Source organism: Enterococcus sp. AZ048 (assembly GCF_051715125.1).
GTDB classification, from domain to species: Bacteria; Bacillota; Bacilli; order Lactobacillales; family Enterococcaceae; genus Enterococcus_A; species Enterococcus_A gilvus.
Genome location: NZ_JBIOTD010000001.1, coordinates 1,242,757 through 1,260,090, shown reverse-complemented (window position 1 = coordinate 1,260,090; position 17,334 = coordinate 1,242,757). Strand labels below are relative to the sequence as shown.

Annotated in this window: 18 protein-coding genes; all 18 read right to left on the bottom strand. The window is 38.0% G+C overall.

The window, feature by feature from the left end; translation table 11 throughout:
- Positions 1–176: 176 nt before the first annotated feature.
- The 18 genes from trmFO to IGI66_RS06120 all read right to left on the bottom strand — a co-directional run bounded on the left by trmFO (position 177) and on the right by IGI66_RS06120 (position 17,174).
- Entirely contained in the window at positions 177–1,475 is a 1,299-nt protein-coding gene (trmFO, locus tag IGI66_RS06205; protein WP_438848080.1) for an FADH(2)-oxidizing methylenetetrahydrofolate--tRNA-(uracil(54)-C(5))-methyltransferase TrmFO, read from the bottom strand.
- Between the two features lie 19 nt (positions 1,476–1,494).
- Positions 1,495–3,573, bottom strand: coding sequence for a type I DNA topoisomerase (gene topA, locus IGI66_RS06200; RefSeq protein ID WP_438848078.1), 2,079 nt, complete (start codon positions 3,571–3,573; stop codon positions 1,495–1,497).
- Between the two features lie 101 nt (positions 3,574–3,674).
- Positions 3,675–4,529, bottom strand: a complete 855-nt coding sequence (dprA, locus tag IGI66_RS06195; protein WP_438848077.1) for a DNA-processing protein DprA — start codon at positions 4,527–4,529, stop codon at positions 3,675–3,677.
- A gap of 56 nt (positions 4,530–4,585) precedes the next feature.
- Entirely contained in the window at positions 4,586–5,350 is a 765-nt protein-coding gene (locus tag IGI66_RS06190) for a ribonuclease HII (protein ID WP_438848075.1), read from the bottom strand.
- Positions 5,350–6,198: a ribosome biogenesis GTPase YlqF gene (ylqF, locus tag IGI66_RS06185; RefSeq protein ID WP_086304300.1), complete on the bottom strand. Its 849-nt coding sequence runs from the start codon at positions 6,196–6,198 to the stop codon at positions 5,350–5,352. Before ylqF ends, IGI66_RS06190 begins: the two co-directional genes overlap by 1 nt.
- Positions 6,199–6,579: 381 nt before the next feature.
- Positions 6,580–7,128 carry a signal peptidase I gene (lepB, locus tag IGI66_RS06180; protein WP_010780942.1) on the bottom strand — a complete coding sequence of 183 codons (549 nt, stop codon included), beginning with the start codon at positions 7,126–7,128 and terminating at the stop codon, positions 6,580–6,582.
- 45 nt (positions 7,129–7,173) lie between these two features.
- Positions 7,174–8,592 carry a S41 family peptidase gene (locus tag IGI66_RS06175; protein WP_010780943.1) on the bottom strand — a complete coding sequence of 473 codons (1,419 nt, stop codon included), beginning with the start codon at positions 8,590–8,592 and terminating at the stop codon, positions 7,174–7,176.
- Positions 8,593–8,673: 81 nt separating this feature from the next.
- Entirely contained in the window at positions 8,674–8,895 is a 222-nt protein-coding gene (locus IGI66_RS06170; RefSeq protein WP_010780944.1) for a YozE family protein, read from the bottom strand.
- 34 nt (positions 8,896–8,929) lie between these two features.
- Complete coding sequence (locus tag IGI66_RS06165; RefSeq protein ID WP_010780945.1) at positions 8,930–9,544, bottom strand: YpmS family protein; 615 nt, start codon at positions 9,542–9,544, stop codon at positions 8,930–8,932.
- Positions 9,544–10,395, bottom strand: a complete 852-nt coding sequence (locus tag IGI66_RS06160) for an SGNH/GDSL hydrolase family protein (RefSeq protein WP_010780946.1) — start codon at positions 10,393–10,395, stop codon at positions 9,544–9,546. The genes IGI66_RS06165 and IGI66_RS06160 overlap by 1 nt, the downstream gene beginning before the upstream one ends.
- A gap of 50 nt (positions 10,396–10,445) precedes the next feature.
- Entirely contained in the window at positions 10,446–11,285 is an 840-nt protein-coding gene (locus IGI66_RS06155; RefSeq protein ID WP_438848071.1) for a DegV family protein, read from the bottom strand.
- A 110-nt stretch (positions 11,286–11,395) separates the two neighbouring features.
- Complete coding sequence (locus tag IGI66_RS06150) at positions 11,396–11,890, bottom strand: dihydrofolate reductase (RefSeq protein ID WP_010780948.1); 495 nt, start codon at positions 11,888–11,890, stop codon at positions 11,396–11,398.
- A 98-nt stretch (positions 11,891–11,988) separates the two neighbouring features.
- Positions 11,989–13,863, bottom strand: a complete 1,875-nt coding sequence (locus IGI66_RS06145) for an ABC-F family ATP-binding cassette domain-containing protein (RefSeq protein ID WP_438848070.1) — start codon at positions 13,861–13,863, stop codon at positions 11,989–11,991.
- A gap of 80 nt (positions 13,864–13,943) precedes the next feature.
- A complete protein-coding gene (locus tag IGI66_RS06140) occupies positions 13,944–14,528 on the bottom strand; it encodes a MarR family winged helix-turn-helix transcriptional regulator (protein WP_316406152.1) in 585 nt (194 codons plus the stop codon).
- Between the two features lie 197 nt (positions 14,529–14,725).
- A complete protein-coding gene (locus IGI66_RS06135; protein WP_010780951.1) occupies positions 14,726–15,178 on the bottom strand; it encodes a hypothetical protein in 453 nt (150 codons plus the stop codon).
- A gap of 72 nt (positions 15,179–15,250) precedes the next feature.
- Entirely contained in the window at positions 15,251–15,613 is a 363-nt protein-coding gene (locus IGI66_RS06130) for a thioesterase family protein (protein ID WP_314577858.1), read from the bottom strand.
- Positions 15,610–16,827, bottom strand: coding sequence for a CCA tRNA nucleotidyltransferase (locus tag IGI66_RS06125; protein WP_010780953.1), 1,218 nt, complete (start codon positions 16,825–16,827; stop codon positions 15,610–15,612). Before IGI66_RS06125 ends, IGI66_RS06130 begins: the two co-directional genes overlap by 4 nt.
- A complete protein-coding gene (locus tag IGI66_RS06120; RefSeq protein ID WP_086304311.1) occupies positions 16,824–17,174 on the bottom strand; it encodes a nucleotide pyrophosphohydrolase in 351 nt (116 codons plus the stop codon). Before IGI66_RS06120 ends, IGI66_RS06125 begins: the two co-directional genes overlap by 4 nt.
- Between the last annotated feature and the right edge of the window lie 160 nt (positions 17,175–17,334).

Here is a 17,334-nt window from a genome sequence, read left to right as displayed (position 1 = left end):
CACAAATGTAGCATAAGAGCTTTTTAATTACAATTGAATTGTCAGAATTTATTGATTTTTCACGAATATACTAACAATTATTTGCAGATACTTCACAATTACTTTCAATATAGACATGGATACGCCATATTTTTTTAAAATAAAAAATCCCATTGCAAGAAGCAACGAGATTTCTATTAGATAGTCATAGCTGATAAAGCATTTAATGCCCGTTCTGCTAATGTTTCATAACGCAATTTTTTGTCACGAATGCGTTCTGGTAAAGCGGGAAACAAACCAAAATTAGCATTCATCGGCTGAAAATGCTTGCCCTCAGCGTGGGTAATATAATAAGCCATTGAACCTATTGCAGTTTCCCGTGGAAACTCAAGCAACTCTTCTCCCTTAGCTAATCTTCCGGCATTAAGACCTGCAACAAGACCACTTCCTGCGCTTTCAACATACCCTTCTACTCCTGTCATCTGACCGGCAAAAAATAAATCGTTACGCTTCTTGCTTTGATAAGTGGGCTTTAATAGTTCTGGAGAATTCATAAAACTATTTCGATGCATTACACCATAACGCAGGAACTCAGCATTTTCTAAACCGGGAATCATTCGAAATACACGTTTTTGCTCGCCCCATTTTAAATGCGTTTGAAAACCGACGATATTGTACATGGAGGCCGCTGCGTTATCCTGTCGCAATTGAATTACCGCATAAGGGCGTTTGCCCGTTTTTGGGTCCTCTAAGCCTACAGGTTTCATTGGTCCGAACAGCATCGTCTTTATTCCACGCTTAGCAAGAACTTCTATAGGCATACACCCTTCGAAAAATTTCTCTTTCTCAAATTCTTTTTGTGGAGCAACTTCCGCTTCGATCAACGCGTGATAAAAACGCGTAAATTCTTCTTCTGTCATTGGACAGTTAAGGTACGCTGCCTCTCCCTTGTCATAGCGAGACTTCAAATATACTTTTTCACGGTCTATTGTAGAACTGTCTATAATCGGGGCAGCTGCATCATAAAAATAAAAGCCATGTGAACCATTATAGTCAGCGATTTCTTCTGCTAAACTTTCTGATGTTAGTGGTCCGGTAGCAATAATTGTAATCCCTTCAGGAATTTTTTTTATTTCCTCAAGTACAACAGTCACCAATGGATGCTCTTTGACCTTCTTTGTGATAAGAGCAGAAAAGTTATTTCGATCCACCGCAAGCGCACCACCAGCGGGTACTGCCGTTTCGTCAGCAGAGGTGACAACAATAGAGTTTAGACGTCGCATTTCTTCCTTCAAAACACCCACTGCATTCGTTAATCCATTGCCACGCAATGAATTGCTGCAGACAAGTTCTGCAAAATCCGCAGTGTGATGTGCCGGTGTAGATTTCACCGGTCGCATCTCATATAAATTTACAGGAACACCCGCTTCTGCTAATTGCCATGCAGCTTCGCTTCCAGCAAGGCCTGCTCCTATTACATTCACTGTTTTTACCATTTATTCCTCACTTGTAAGGTTATTTTTGTACGGTTTCTTCATAATCGCCATTGATACAAACGACTTGTTTACCGCCTTTAACTTTTTTCTCTACTAAATAGCCATCACATTTTGGACAATTACGGCCGATTGGTTTATCCCATGAAGTAAAATCACAATCAGGATACCGTGAGCATCCGTAAAACAAACGATTTTTCTTTGACTTACGTTCGACAACTTGTCCTTTATGACAAACTGGACATTCTACACCGATTTCTTTAATTATCGGCTTCGTGTTTCGACAATCCGGGAAATTGCTACATGCATAAAATTTTCCGTAACGACCAAGCTTAATTACCATTGGATGACCACAAACGTCGCAATCAAACCCAGCAGGTTCGTCCTTGATCTGGATTTTTTCAATCCCTTCCTCGGCTTTTTCTAATTCGACCGCAAAAGGTTTATAAAAACGATCAACGACCTTCGTCCATTCTTCTTTGCCTTCTTCAATTTTATCTAAATCATTTTCCATTTCTGCCGTAAAATTGACATCGATGATTTGCGGGAAGAAGTCGACAATCAATGTATTGACGATTTCACCAAGTTCTGTTGGCTCAAAACGACGTTGCGTCAATTTTACATAATAGCGGCGTTGAATCGTGTCTAATGTTGGCGCATAAGTTGAAGGGCGACCAACACCGTTTTCTTCTAACGTCTTAATCAGTGTTGCTTCACTAAAGCGTGCGGGTGGTTGAGTAAAGTGTTGTTTCGGTTCAATATTGACAGATTGAACGATGTCGCCTTTTTCAAGTTCAGGTAAGATGTTCTCTTTGTCTTCTTTTCCATCATCGCGACCTTCAATATAAACTTGCATAAACCCTTTAAACTTAATTTTTGAACCATTCGCTATAAAAATTACACCATTTTGTTCTAACGTTACTTTCATTGTATCTAAAATCGCTGCTGTCATTTGACTGGCAACAAAACGTGACCAAATTAACGTATATAATTTTAATTGATCCTTATCTAAATAATGTTTCATCTCATCGGGTGTACGATGCACACTCGTAGGGCGGATTGCCTCGTGAGCATCTTGTGCTCCTTGAGGATTTTTTACCTTACGTGCATGATGCTGTGAATATTCTTTACCATATTTTTTCTCGATGAATTCAGCCGCTTCAGTTTTAGCTGTGTCGGAAATACGAGTCGAATCGGTACGCATATAAGTAATCAAACCTACCGTTCCTTGCTTCCCTAATGCTATTCCTTCATACAACTGCTGTGCAACCATCATAGTTTTTCGCGTTCGGAAATTAAGCTTACGAGCAGACTCCTGTTGCATATTACTTGTTGTAAATGGCAACGCTGGATTACGTTTGCGTTCCTTTTTCTCAACCTTGGTAACTTCATAATCTTTACCATTGATTTTCGAGGTAATCTCTTTTACAGCTTCTGCATCAGATAATTTTTTCTTTTTCCCATCAATTCCCCAAAAATTGGCTTTGAATTTCTTCGTTTTCTTTTTGAAGTTTCCATCAATACTCCAATACTCTTCAGGAATGAATTTTCGAATTTCTTGTTCACGATCAATGATGATTTTTAATGCAATGGACTGAACACGACCAGCGCTCAACCCTTTTTTTATTTTCTTCCAAAGGATCGGCGAAATAGAGTAGCCAACGAGGCGATCCAGAGCACGACGCGCTTGTTGAGCATCCACCAAAGAAACATCGATTGATCGAGGCTCTTTAAATGCGGCTTTAACGGCCTCTTTTGTAATTTCATTAAAAACTACCCGGTTTTTGTCTTTTAGGTCTAACCCCAATAAATAGGCAAGATGCCAAGCGATAGCTTCCCCTTCTCTATCCGGGTCACTCGCTAGATAAACTTTTTCTGCTTTTTTTGCCGCTTGCTTCAATCCTTTAATGACATCACCTTTGCCGCGGATGGAAATGTAATGGGGTTCATAATTGTTCTCAACATCAATCCCCATTTTGCTTTTTGGTAAGTCGCGAACATGACCGACGCTTGCCACCACTTTGTAGTTTCTTCCTAAATATTTCTCAATGGTCTTGGCTTTCGCCGGTGATTCAACGATAACTAGGTATTTATAGGCCAAATGTTTTTGCCTCCTCAATTTTTTCTACTATTATATATCGGTAAGTACTGACAAATCGTAGCCTATAATACGCTATTCATTTTTTGTTTGTCAAGTCAGGTCTAACGAATTTTCTTCCACAAATCATAGGAATCAAAAATATCTTGGGCCTTTTCAACGCAGATTGCACCATCTTGAATCAATTGGTGGCACCCACTAGAACGACCGTCCAAAATGGATCCTGGAACAACAAAAACATCTTTGCCATAGTCCAGAGCCTGTTGCGCTGTAATCAGTGAACCGCTCCGTTTCTTTGCTTCAACCACCAATACACCACTACTTAATCCGGCAATGATTCGATTACGCATGGGGAAATGAAATTTAGCTGGCGAGGTGCCATTGGGGTATTCACTTAATACTAAATGCTGTTGACTCATTTCGATTTGCAAATTCCCACTACTTTTAGGATAACAAATATCTAAGCCGGTTCCAACTACACCAATCGTTTTTCCTTGATTGCTTATAGCAAATTGATGAGCAAAACTATCAATCCCCTTCGCTAAGCCACTAACGATAACGAATTCTCTTTTAGTCAGCTCGGGCATCAACTCTTCTAATACTTGATACCCATACTTCGTTGCTTCTCGAGCACCGACGACAGCAAGCATATCTCTCTTTAATAATTTTATGTTCCCTTTGTAAAAAATGACTAAAGGAGGTGTTGGGACATGCCGCAACGTCTCTGGATACTCTTCATCTTCAATTGTAATATAGTGATGGGTAGAGTTGATCTCGTGCAAAAAATCATCTGTTAATTCGTTCCAATTATTGGATTTTGTTGTTTGGGCCAATAGTCGAATCTCTAGTCCATCAAAATGCCAACGTTGATGACGCTTTGCGAATTGGTACACACGATGCTTGCCAAAAGCACCGATACCTTTTGTTAAACTCAAACGTAATAGAAAATTATTTTTCAAAAAAATCCCTCATTTCATATCTTTACTAAAAAGATACGAAAAAAAAGGGATATTCTTTATTTATTTTTAATTGGTGCAAAAGTTTTTCTATGGATGGGTAAAATTCCTTGTTCATCAATTGCCTTCAAATGTTCTTTGGTCCCGTAACCTGCATTTTTTGCAAATCCATATTCAGGATACCGCTCTCCGTAATTTGCCATCCACTCGTCTCGATAAACTTTGGCAATAATACTTGCAGCAGCTATTGATACTGAACGGGCATCACCTTTGATAATTTTTTCCTGTGGAAGGCCGTTATCTAAAACCATTGCGTCAATCAGTAAACAATCCGGAGCAATTTCCAAATGATCAATTGCTCGCTGCATAGCAACTTTAGTCGCCTGATAAATGTTTAGCTGATCAATTTCCTCAGCAGTTGCTTCACCAATTCCAATGGCACGAGCATTTTTTTCAATCTCTTTCACCAGCTCCTCTCTTTTATGAGAAGAAAGCTGCTTAGAATCATTTAAACCAAGTATTGCATGTTCATCATTCAAAATAACCGCTGCAGCGACTACCGGACCGGCCAGTGGACCACGTCCCACTTCATCAATACCACAAATCGCTCGAAAACCGGCGGCTTTTTTCTCTTCTTCAAAGAGAGACATTTCTTTATATTTTTTTTCCAGCGCTAGGTACTTATCTTTCTTTCTTTGCCATTGTGATACGGCAAGCTGTACGCCTTTTCGTGTATCCTTCTGAAACTCGATTAAACGTGGATCATCAGGAGTGGTGATTTCTTTCAGTATTTCCTTAATTTTACTTACTGCTATTTTTTCCATTAGTCATTATGCTCCTCAAAACGATCCAAAGTAAAGCGCCCTAATCTGCCTTGTCTCAATTCAAGAATCAACATCTCACTTGCTCGCTCATAATCTTCTTTGAAGCCACGCTTCTCAGAAATTAACATTAATAATTCAGGCAATTCCATAAATAAATCTTCCTGTGTTAATTTATAACGTTCTTTTAATTGCTCTGGGTAAAAACGGCAAAATATTTCTAGTTCATAAAGTGCTAAGTCATCTAAATGAAGAAGATCATCTTTAATCGCTCCAGTCAGAGCCAGCTTTTTCCCAACAGAAGGATCTTCAAACTTAGGCCATAAAATCCCTGGTGTATCCAATAATTCTAATTGTGATCCAAAACGAAGCCATTGTTGCCCTTTCGTAACACCTGGGCGATTTCCCGTACTCGCAACTTTTTTACCAGCCAGATGATTCAGTAACGTTGATTTGCCTACATTGGGGATTCCTAAAACCATTGCGCGAATCGCCCGCGGTTTTAGTCCTCTTTCCTTGTCACGCGTAATTTTATCTGCTAGAACCTTCTTACTAGCAGGAACTATTTGCTTTACACTTTTATCATCTTTTGCAGTTAAAGCAAGAACGTGATGTCCTTGCTCACGAAAATAATTCACCCATAAGTTGGTTTGGCTTAAATCAGCCAAATCTGATTTGTTTAGCAAGATCAATCGTGGTTTATTTTGTACAATTTGATCTAACATGGGATTGCGAGATGATAAAGGGAGTCTAGCATCAATTAATTCAAAAACGATATCGACAAATTTTAATTTTTCAGAGACCTCACGTCTCGCCTTGGCCATGTGACCAGGAAACCATTGAATGGTCATAAACAGTTCCTCCTTAGCACACTCTCACTGAGCGTATTGAATCTAAAACTTAAAAAGCAGGTATTATTTAATACTAAAAATAAGAGCCTGCATTCAATTGCACACAACAATCTTTTGTTTTTTTATTTCAACTATTATTCCACACGCTATTGTAACACAACTCTTCTTTTAATGTTTTTCTATAAAAACTTTTGAATAATCATTGATCAAAAATTATTATCCAAATTCCAGTGTTTTTGACAAACGGCTTCATTTTCTTTTGTTAACTTAAAGGGTATGATGCTCCCTTTTTTCACTGAATCTGCAATTTACTAATGTTTGAGAAGACGCGAATACTTTCTCAAATATATTCAAAATAAAAAGACGGTTCGAACCATCTTTTTACGAAATAATTTTAATATGTTTTATCGGATAGTAGACTGCCTGCGCTTTCCCTAAAATATCCTTACTTTGAACAGTTCCAAAAGAGCGGCTGTCTTTCGAAATTCTCCGATTGTCCCCTAAAACAAAATACTCATTGGGGGGCAACTTCTTTTCACCGATCAATTCTTCTAATTGAAAATCTGTCGTATACGGAGAAACTTGGTGGTCATGATTTCGATTGTTGGTAAGAAAAGACTCAGATATTTTATTTCCATTGATATAAAGTTGATCTTTTTCATATCGAATTTCATCACCAGGGAGTCCTATCACTCGTTTTATATAAATCGTCCCATCGGACTGTTGAAAAACAATAACATCAAATCGTCTTACCTTACTAAACTTTTCCATCAAGACCATGTCCCCTTGACTCAAGGTTTGATCCATTGAATTGCCTGTCACCGGAACAGGAATTAATAAAAATCCACGAATCACCACACCAATAAAGAGGGAAATTAATAAATATTTCACGGCCAACCATAAATGACCTTTGGTTAATAAAGATTTCAATTGTTTCCCTCCCTGTTCTCTAGAACACCAGAGTCCACTTTAAAGCTATTTTTTTAATGTTTCTAAAGCTTTTGCATAAGCAACATCATTGGTTTTAACAAGCTTGAAGACTTTTTCTTGCAAAACATCAACTGTTTTGTCATCCAACGCACCCGTAGCAGACAAATTGTTTTCTGTCTGAATTTTTAGGACAGCATCTCGTGTCGCTTCATTAAACACATTGCCCTCTGTTGGATACCCCAACGCGTTTAATATCGTATTGATATTCTTCACTACATCCCCAGTGTCCCCAATACGCCAATTAGATTGCTTAGAAATGGGTGGAAGTTTTGCATACTCAGGGTAATCTGCTTCTATCGTTGGAGCTACTCCTTTGCCTTCGACGGATGAACCATCTGGAGCAAACCACTTCATGATAGTTAACTGGACGTAATTATCCTTTCCAATGGGGCTAATACTTTGAACACTGCCTTTGCCAAAAGTATTTACCCCGATGATAGGATAGTTCTTATTTTTGACTGCTGCTGCTAAAAGCTCAGCACCATAGGAGCTCTCTTGATCAACCAGGAAAACGGTAGGTTCCTTTACTTTAAATCCTTGATCAATCTTTTTTCCTGCTTTATCAATGGAAATAATTTTTTTATTATTTGAAAACTGAGCGATCGTATCGCCATTTTCTAAAAAGTAACTTGCTACACGTTCGGCTTCAGCGATCAATCCACCAGAATTTTGGCGCAAGTCTATAATAAATGACTTCGCACCTTCTTTTCTTAGCTGTTCGATTATTGTTCGAAATTCAAGTGCAGTGGTTTCCCTAAAGTTATCAATTTGAATGGAACCAATTGATTTATCCTCTGGATCTAAATTGCCTTTGACTGTATCTTCTGGAACAATATCACGCTCTAACGTTACCTCAAAATCTTCATCACCGCGCTTAATAAGTAACTTGACCTGAGTCCCTTTGTTTCCGCGAATCATACTTGAAATTTGATCTAACGATTTATCTTTTGTTTTCTGCCCATTGACTTCTAAAATAACATCCTCTGCCTTCAATTTGGCTTTTTCAGCAGGAGAATTTTTTACAGGAACACGGTCAATAACTGGCAAACGATTTTCTAATTGCAAATTGGCTCCGATTCCTTCAAAGCTTCCAGCAACTTTTGCATTCAGTTCCTTTGTTTCTGTCGCCGTAAGAAACTCTGATTCAGGATCTTTTAAAGATTCCGTCATTCCATTTAAAGCACCTTGAATCAATTGTTCTTTATTCACTTTATCTACATAATTGGTACTAATCAAATCATATAAATCTTGGACATCGTCCAAATCATTTCTCGTGATTTTAACGACAGAGTCATTATCCATTGCCTGTTTCTGCTCAATAAAATGAGTAACAACAGCAGTGATCACGACAGTACATACGATCGATATTAAAAAAATCGATACTGGTAACGTTTTTTTCTGCAAGGCGCATTTTCCTTTCACCCTTTTTTTCATGATAGCATGCTAGAAAAAAAAGGAAAAGCCTTCTACAACTTTTCCTTTTTTTTATTTATTGTTTTCTAAATATTTATCCCAAAGTTGATCAAAAAGATCCATTGAGTCTAAATAATCCACACTTAGTTCCAAGTAATCCGTAATCTCATGATAGTCATCTGAATGTTTAGGAAACATGATGTCTTTTGCAACAGACTCTGCAAAAGCCTCAACAGGATCATTCGGACGATGACCACGCTGAGTCAAAATATAATGGTAAAAGCTTCTTCTCAATTTAATGCCACCTCAACGATCACTAGTAATTCTTTTAGTCATTTGCCTTTTTTTCTTTTGGTAAATACAAACTAAATTGAATGTCATCACCTACAAGATCAATATGATTTGCTTTGATAAACATTCCATTACTCATTTTAAATTCATTCAATTTCAGAACGATAGTTTGCTCTTCCGGATCAATTGCTACCCATTTGGGGAATTTATAGCCTCGCTTTACGGTAGCCATAACTTGACTCACGGGTAAGTTTAAAGATCCTATAGACAAATCTCGGGCTTTCAATTGGACATTGCCATTATCCATAACATACGGATCAAAGTAAAGATAAAAATCCACTTTCGCTCCTAATATTTTGAATTCACCTTTTAGCATGGCTTGATTTTCTAAATAAAACTCATACTTAATATCGGAACCCTTTTGAAGATCATTTAAAAAATATTCCATGACCGTATTCAATTTCTTTTTATTGGTGTTCATTGTTAAAACAGGAGAACCTTTCGGTACCGTCGTTTCAGCGCTTGAAGGCAGATTCGTTTCTCGAGCTGTAAATATACGGACAGTAGAAAAAATGACGCCTCCTAAAATAACACCGATCAACACGAGGAAGGCCACTTTCCAGCCGTTGATTTTTTTCATTTTTTCCTTCATTAATTGCTCTCCTTTATTAACCACAAATCTTTAGTCTCTACTATTTTTTCTTGAATTGCTGTAGCCATTAATTGATATCCTAAATTGTTAGGATGAAAATTGTCTTCATCGTATAAGGCATTGTTTTTAACCTCAGAATTTGAGCTTTCATTTGTTTGTCCACTGTCCTTTGTTGCAATCCCTTTGTAAAGAAGATCGTTAACGGGAACAAAAAAGCAGTTTTTCGTCTCTTTTGTTAAACTCTGAGTTTCGTCATTCCAATTATCAACGACAGTCTGCATGGCTTTTATATCTGGGAAATTCAAGAAATAGGGATTGTAAATTCCTATAATGTAAATAGGGGCGTTGGGATTTAATTCCCGCATCTCTTCTAAAATATTTTTGACATGCTCCCCATATTTTTTAATAGGCCGGTCAAATTGCTTCGCATTTTTCGCAGTAAGGTTTTTCTGAAACGCTTGAAAGAGATCGTTTCCCCCAACCGTCATCGTAATAAAATCTGCACTTGCTAAACTACTTCGCAAATCTGTATCTTTTTTTACACGCTTTAATATTTGATCACTGCGCTCGCCAGAAACACCATAATTATTTTTTTCGATTGAAGTTAATCCATATTTTTGTTGTAAGGCATCCGCTACTAAAGGTACATAGCCACCACGTTTTGTCTGGTCGCCGACTCCTTCTGTAAGTGAGTCTCCCACAGCTACAAAGTGAACAGATTTCTTATAATTTTGACTTTCATCCCGAACAACGCGGATTCTAGATTCGGCTTTCGGAATTGTTAAGAAGAGAATAAGCAAAGTAACTACTGCTGTAACTAAAGGAACCACTATTATTGAAAATCGTTTCATTCATCTACTCCTTTGTAAAAAAACGCCTCTATTTCTAGAGGCAAGTTCGACTACTCTGTATAATACATGATCGCAAATGCGCCCGGCCCCGTATGCGTGGCAACGATTGGATTCGTATGCAGCACAGGTATATGCATATCTGGGAACATTTCTTGAAGTGCTAGCTTGGCTTCTTCGATAAACTCAAGTTTGCCAGCATAAGAAATACCAATTTGTTTTACATTGACTTTTGTTAGCTCATCTTTAAATGCCGTGAACCATTTACTAAATGTTTTCTTCCCGCGGCCTTTCGTAATGGGTAATAATTCACCCTCTTCAAGCTCCATGACCACTCGCATATTCAATACACTTGAAATAACCCCTGCGACTCGACTAATGCGCCCGCCTTTCACTAAGTTATCAAGTGAAGAAATACCGATAAATAGTTTGCTGTGATTTTTTACTTGTTCGACACCTGCCAAGACCTCATCTAGACTTGCCCCTGACTGTGCCAATTTTGCAGCTTCGATCACTTGAAAAGCTTGGGATTGGTCAATAAATCCGCAATCAATAACTGTTACATTACTGCTACTTAAGAAAGTTGCTTGTCTAGCAGCTTCAGCGGTTCCGCTTAAAGTATGAGACATGTGGATCGAGACGATCGAGCTGCCATCTTTGCCTAATTCATCATAAAGTTCGGCAAAATATCCAATTGGAGGTTGGCTAGTCTTCGGTAAATTTTTAGCTTGTGCCATCATGGCCATAAACTTTTCACCGGTTAACTCATCATCGTCAGGATAGACCACGTCATCAATCATGACAGATAGTGGAATTACAGTAATATTTAATTCATCTCGCACCGATTTTTCAATCGTACAAGAAGAGTCGGTTACAATTTTAACATTTGGCATTCTGATCCTTCTTTCCATACCTAGTTTCAAATTAATTTTAGTATATCAAACCTTATGAAATAAATCATTCTTGAAACTATTTCTTTATAAATCTTGAAAAAACCGTGCCATTAAGACCCGGTTCTTTCATACGTTTCAAAATAATAGCGATAAGGATTTTTGTCATCTCTTTGTCCTTGTCTTCGCTCAGTCAGCTGCCACTCGTCCCAATTCGTATTAGGAAAATAGGCATCGCCTTCAAAACTAGCTTCGATGAACGTTCGATAGATTTTCTTACAATGGGGCATGAATTCGGTATAGATTGCAGACCCTCCTGCAATAAAAATGTTCCCATTATTTTTTTTATCGAAATCGAGCACTTCCTCTAGTGAGTGCATGATTAAAACATTTTCAGCATGATAGTCTTTATCATGAGTCAATACAATTGTCTTCCTACGTGGCAAGGGGCGTCCACCCATTCCCTCAAATGTTTTACGTCCCATCACTAAGGTGTGCTCTAATGTCATTTCCTTGAAGAAACGCAAATCATTTGGCAAATGCCAAGGCAAATGGTTATCCTTGCCAATCAAGCCATTTTTATCCTGTGCCCAAATCGCAATCAGCATTGTTTCCCTCCAAACTTAATAGCATCGTTTTTTTATAAATACAACGAGATACTCGTAAAAAATCTCTCTTGATTAAAATTAATATTAGAATCACAGAATTACTGATCTTCTAAAATCTCACTGAGATATTCCCAGCGATTCATCATCTCCTCAAGTAATTGTTCGTTTTTTTCAATTTCTTTTTGTACATCTTGCAGCTTCGTGAAGTCGTCCCCTTGATGGTTCATTTCTTCTGTTAAGTCTTCTATTCTGCTTTCTAGAATAGAAATGTCCTCTTCGATTGTATCCCACTCTTTTTGTTCATTATAGGAAAGCTTTTTCTTTCGTTCCTTTGTTTGACTTTTTTGTTTGACTTGCTTTTCTTCTTTTATTGGAGACTGCTGGGCCAAGAAATCCATAATGGAACCGAAGTAAGGACTGATCCTGCCGTTCCCTTCAAAAATAAGTAACTTTTCCGCAACTTTATCTAGGAAATAGCGATCATGCGAAACCGTAATAACCGCTCCTGAAAATTCTGCTAAATAATCCTCTAATACAGTCAACGTAGCAATGTCTAAGTCATTCGTCGGTTCATCTAAGAGCAATACATTCGGCTGTTGAATCAATAATTTTAGCAAATACAGCCGTCGTTTTTCCCCACCAGACAATTTTCCAATCAATGTCCCGTGCATAAAACGTGGGAATAAAAAACGCTCCAATAGTTCTGCTACGCTAATTTGAGAGCCGTCTCGCTGTTTCACTTCTTCCGCAGATTCTTGTAAATACGCAATCATACGCTTGTTCGGGTCTAATGTTTCATTTTGTTGTGTGTAATAAGCCAAACGAACCGTTTCCCCAACTTCAAATAAACCATCGTCTAATTGTAGACGTCCAGCTAGAATATTCAGCAGTGTTGATTTACCTGCACCGTTTTTCCCAGTGATACCTAACCGTTCTCTAGTTTGAATGAGCAAATCAAAATGGTTCAAAATTACGTTTTCACCAATGCTGTACTCTGCTTCCTTCAACTCTAAAACTTTTTTTCCAAGACGAGTAGTTGCTATATTCATTTCAAGCTGTCCGTCAGTCTTTACTTGATGAAGATTTTCTTTCAAATCTTCAAAACGGTTTATACGCGCCTGTTGCTTTGTCGTTCGCGCTTTTGCTCCAGCTCTCATCCAAGCGAGTTCTTGTTTATATAATTGCTTTCTTTTTCCCTCTTGCTCCATGTCCACGCGATCGCGCTCCGCTTTTTCCACTAAATAAGACTCATAATTTCCTTGATATTCAAATAGTTTCCCAAAAGAAAGCTCAAAAATGCGATTCGTCACATGATCCAAGAAATACCGATCATGGGTAACCATTAAAAGAGAACCTGTATACGCTTTTAAGTAACCCTCTAACCACTGAATGGCATCATAATCAAGATGATTTGTTGGTTCATCCAATAATAATAGATCGGGTGCATCGATTAGAACTTGAGCTAAGGCCACTCGCTTAATTTGACCACCAGAAAGCTCGCCAATCTTTTTCTCTAATTCATGGATTCCAAGTTTATTTAAAATCGCTTTTGCTTCGCTATCTGCAGTCCATGCATCCTGCTTATTCATTGCTTCTTCTGCCAGGGTAAATTGACGCTGTGATTCTCTATTATTCTCATACTCTAAACGTAACAACGCTTTCTCATAATCCCGAACAGTCTGCATTAATGGATTATCTCCCTGGAAAACAGCATCGAGAACTACTAACTCTTGAGAAAAATTTTGCTCTTGCGGCAAATAGCCAATTCGATAATCGCTCGCCTTGTCGATTGCTGAAACATCCCCATCGCCACTGTCTCTCCCAGAGAGTATTGTCAGTAAACTTGATTTCCCTGTTCCATTTACACCGATCAGACCGATTCTATCCTTTTCATGGATTAGAAAGGAAATACGATCAAATAAAGTTTTATCGCCAAATGTTTTATAAAGATCCGTAACTTTTAATTCTTTCATTCTGAACCATCCTCAAATTTCTCTCAGTTATTGTAACAAAAAAAAGCCATAAAGGAAATTTTTCCTTTACAGCTTTCTCATTACCAGTTAAATCCACTAAATTCATCAAAGTGGTGAGGATGTCCAGGCCCTCTACCATGAGGACCTCTGAAGCCATGGGGGCCATGTTCATGGGGGGAATGAGGACCGGCAAAATCGCCACCGCCGCCAAAGGACTCTTCTGAATCTTCTTCACCTAATTGATTCTTCAACGTTTCACTTAGTTTCTCAACTAAACGTGACCACTCTTCTTTTTCTTCATCTGTAAAATCTGCAAACAACTCTTCGCCAAAATCAGGTCTTTCTGAAATTTTTTCGGCTTCTTCTTTTCCGACATCTGTTAATCGAATAATCATGATTCGACGATCTTGGTCGGACGCTTTTCGAGTGATTAATTCTTTGTCCTCAAGTTTTTGTAGCAGCTCTCCGACAGATTGTGGTCTCATTCCTAAAACAAACGTAAGGTCTTTTTGACTGATCTCTGGATTCATCTTCAACAAAGTTAAGACGCGACCTTGACCTCGATGAGGACCAAATCCCTCCTTTTTCGCCATTTTACGATGATAATAACGTCGCAAATCATGTTGTAATCTCATAAATTGTTCATTCGTTTGATTTTCCATCATTCATCTCTCCTTTTTGATAAGGTACCTTATAAATACATAATACAGGTACCTTAGTAAAAAAGCAAGCGACTTCCTAAAATTATTCTGGTACCTTAATAATTGCTTTACAATTTTTCTTACAATCAAGAACAAGGATTTAATTCGCACAACTGTTTAATAAAAAAAGCATCCTAATTAGGATGCTCCGTAACAGATCTTTAAAATTGGTCACCGTAAACATCATCAACATTTTTTGTTGGATCAATCACGATGTATAAACTTTTCGTTTTTTCAGAGACCTTTGTTGATTGGTAAATATTGTCTAATCCTTCGTGGTCTTTATCCTTATAAGGGAAATAAACAGAATCAGGATGTCCCGCGCGATAGATGATTTCCATACGTTCAATGTCCTCGAATTTGCGAGCACGCTCAAACATTCCTAACTCTAAACCGCCCAGATTGATATCTGTTGTTTGGACATGGTCCCCTTCTTGATAAATTTCAATCTTGAAGCCAGCACATGGATGTATTTCCACGAACTCACTTCCATGAATTCTTCCGAAACTGGTCGTAATTTGTTTTATCCATAAATCGCCAATATAACGGCGATCGATGGTCCAAGTTTCGCCATTTCGAAAATAGAATTTTAACGCTGTCATTTCTCTTGCCATTCTGCATTCTCCTCACTGCTAATCTAAAAATAAGTTTAGCACACCTTGAGTAAACGGTCACATGTTGTGCTTCTACTTCAATTTTTCAAGAAAATTTGCGATTTCAACGACGACTCGTTGATGCGTTGCTTCACCAATCAACTGCTTATTATCGTAGGCTTTGATTGAAAAGCTGTATTTTTTATTATCAACTTCCACTAGCGTTGCTTCAATTCTAATTTCTTCACCAACAGATGTAGGATACAGATGCTTTACATTCATTTTAAAACCAACGCTGGTTTGCTCTGACGAAAGCTGTGATGACAGAAGGACCTTACAGCAATTTTCCATCATTGCTACCAATGCAGGGGTAGCTAAAACTTCTAAATCTCCTGATCCCATTTTAAGAGCGCTTTGTTCTTCTTTAACTAAATATTTTTTTGTTATCTCTTTCATAGCCTCTCCTTTTCTAAAAAATCCTGCGCAAAATCTAATAGTGCTTCCTTACTATTCTCGAGTCGGCCTTCAACAACTTCCTTTTCTAAAGTGCTTAATGTTTTGCTAATCCACGGACCGCGTGGGTAGTCAAAATGTTCCATTACTTCATTTCCTTTTAACTCTAAATCTTTTAAAGAATTTATTGGTAAATATTGATAGAGCAATCGAACTTTGGGTAAATTAGGCTCCCGATCAAAGTAATAGAGTAAGTATTCAACAGAAAGAGCTAACTCTCTTCCTAATTGATACAACGTCCAGTTATCCCATTCGTGTTCCAAGCGAAAGTTTAAAGCCGGAACCATCTCCGTTACTTCTCGGATCAGTTGATTCGAACATTTCCATTCCTTCATAAAATGACGAATGTCCTTAGCTTCCATATTTAGCATAGTCATTAATAGCGTCCAAGCTTGACGTTCTGTTGGAATTGCCGGACCTCGAAGCTCGGCAAAATTCAACAATGCCTCTCCATAATCACGTAACCCTGGACAATAGATATAACACTCCGATTCTACGAAAGAACGCAAGCCCGCTTCACGAAACGATCCCATCATCAACTTGACAAATTCAACGTTGATACGCTCAACAGATATTTTCGCTAATAGAGAATGGTATTCTTGAATCGCCTCAAAGGTATCTGGCTCTAATGTAAATCCTAAGTGACTGACGAATCGTAGTGCCCGCATCATGCGCAGCGCATCTTCATGAAATCGTTCATAAGGATTACCTACAGCACGTAATACTTTGTTTCTTAAATCCTCTAATCCATCAAAAAGATCAATAACAGTCCCATCAATCCCGACCGCTAACGCATTGATTGTAAAATCACGCCGTTTAAGATCTTCTTTTAATGAGCGAACAAATTCTACATGATCTGGACGCCGGTAATCTTGATACGTTGACTCCGTACGGAATGTTGTAACCTCATACGTTGCCTCTTTTGTAAGTACCATCACGGTTCCGTGATCTATTCCAACATCGATCGTACGATGGAACAATTCTTTTACTTCTGCAGGAAACGCACTAGTTGCAATATCCACATCATGAATAGGCTTATTCAACAAAATATCACGAACACTCCCACCGACATAATACGCCTCGTATCCAGCATTCTGCAATTTTCTTAAAATTGGCATTGCACCTTGAAACTCTAATGGAAAAGCCTCTAGTTTCATTGATGTTCCCCCTCTATCTCACCATCAATTCGCTCAAAACGAAAATGATCCCGTTGATTGAATTTGTCCATGTTTTGATTGAAGGCTTCAGTTAAATCTATTCCTAAAGAATTTGCCATAATAATCGTTACAAATAACACGTCTCCTAGTTCCTCTTCTACGGTCTTCGGCTTTTCAGAATTTTTTTTCTTTTTTTCACCATAGTAATGATTGACCTCGCGTGCTAATTCTCCAACTTCTTCGGTTAAACGAGCTAATTGTCCCAGCGGTGAAAAATAACCTGTTTTAAATTGTTTTATATAATCATCAACTTCTTGTTGCATGATTTTCATTGTCTTTTCATCCATCAAACCACCTCAAACCTATCTTATCAAAAAACAGATTTGTTTCCTATCATGTTGTTGTAACTAACTGAAATTCATGCTATGTTGATTGAGGATTGAATTTTAACTCAAATAAGTTATATCATTATTAAATTCGTTTCATTCATTAATAATCAGGAGGTGT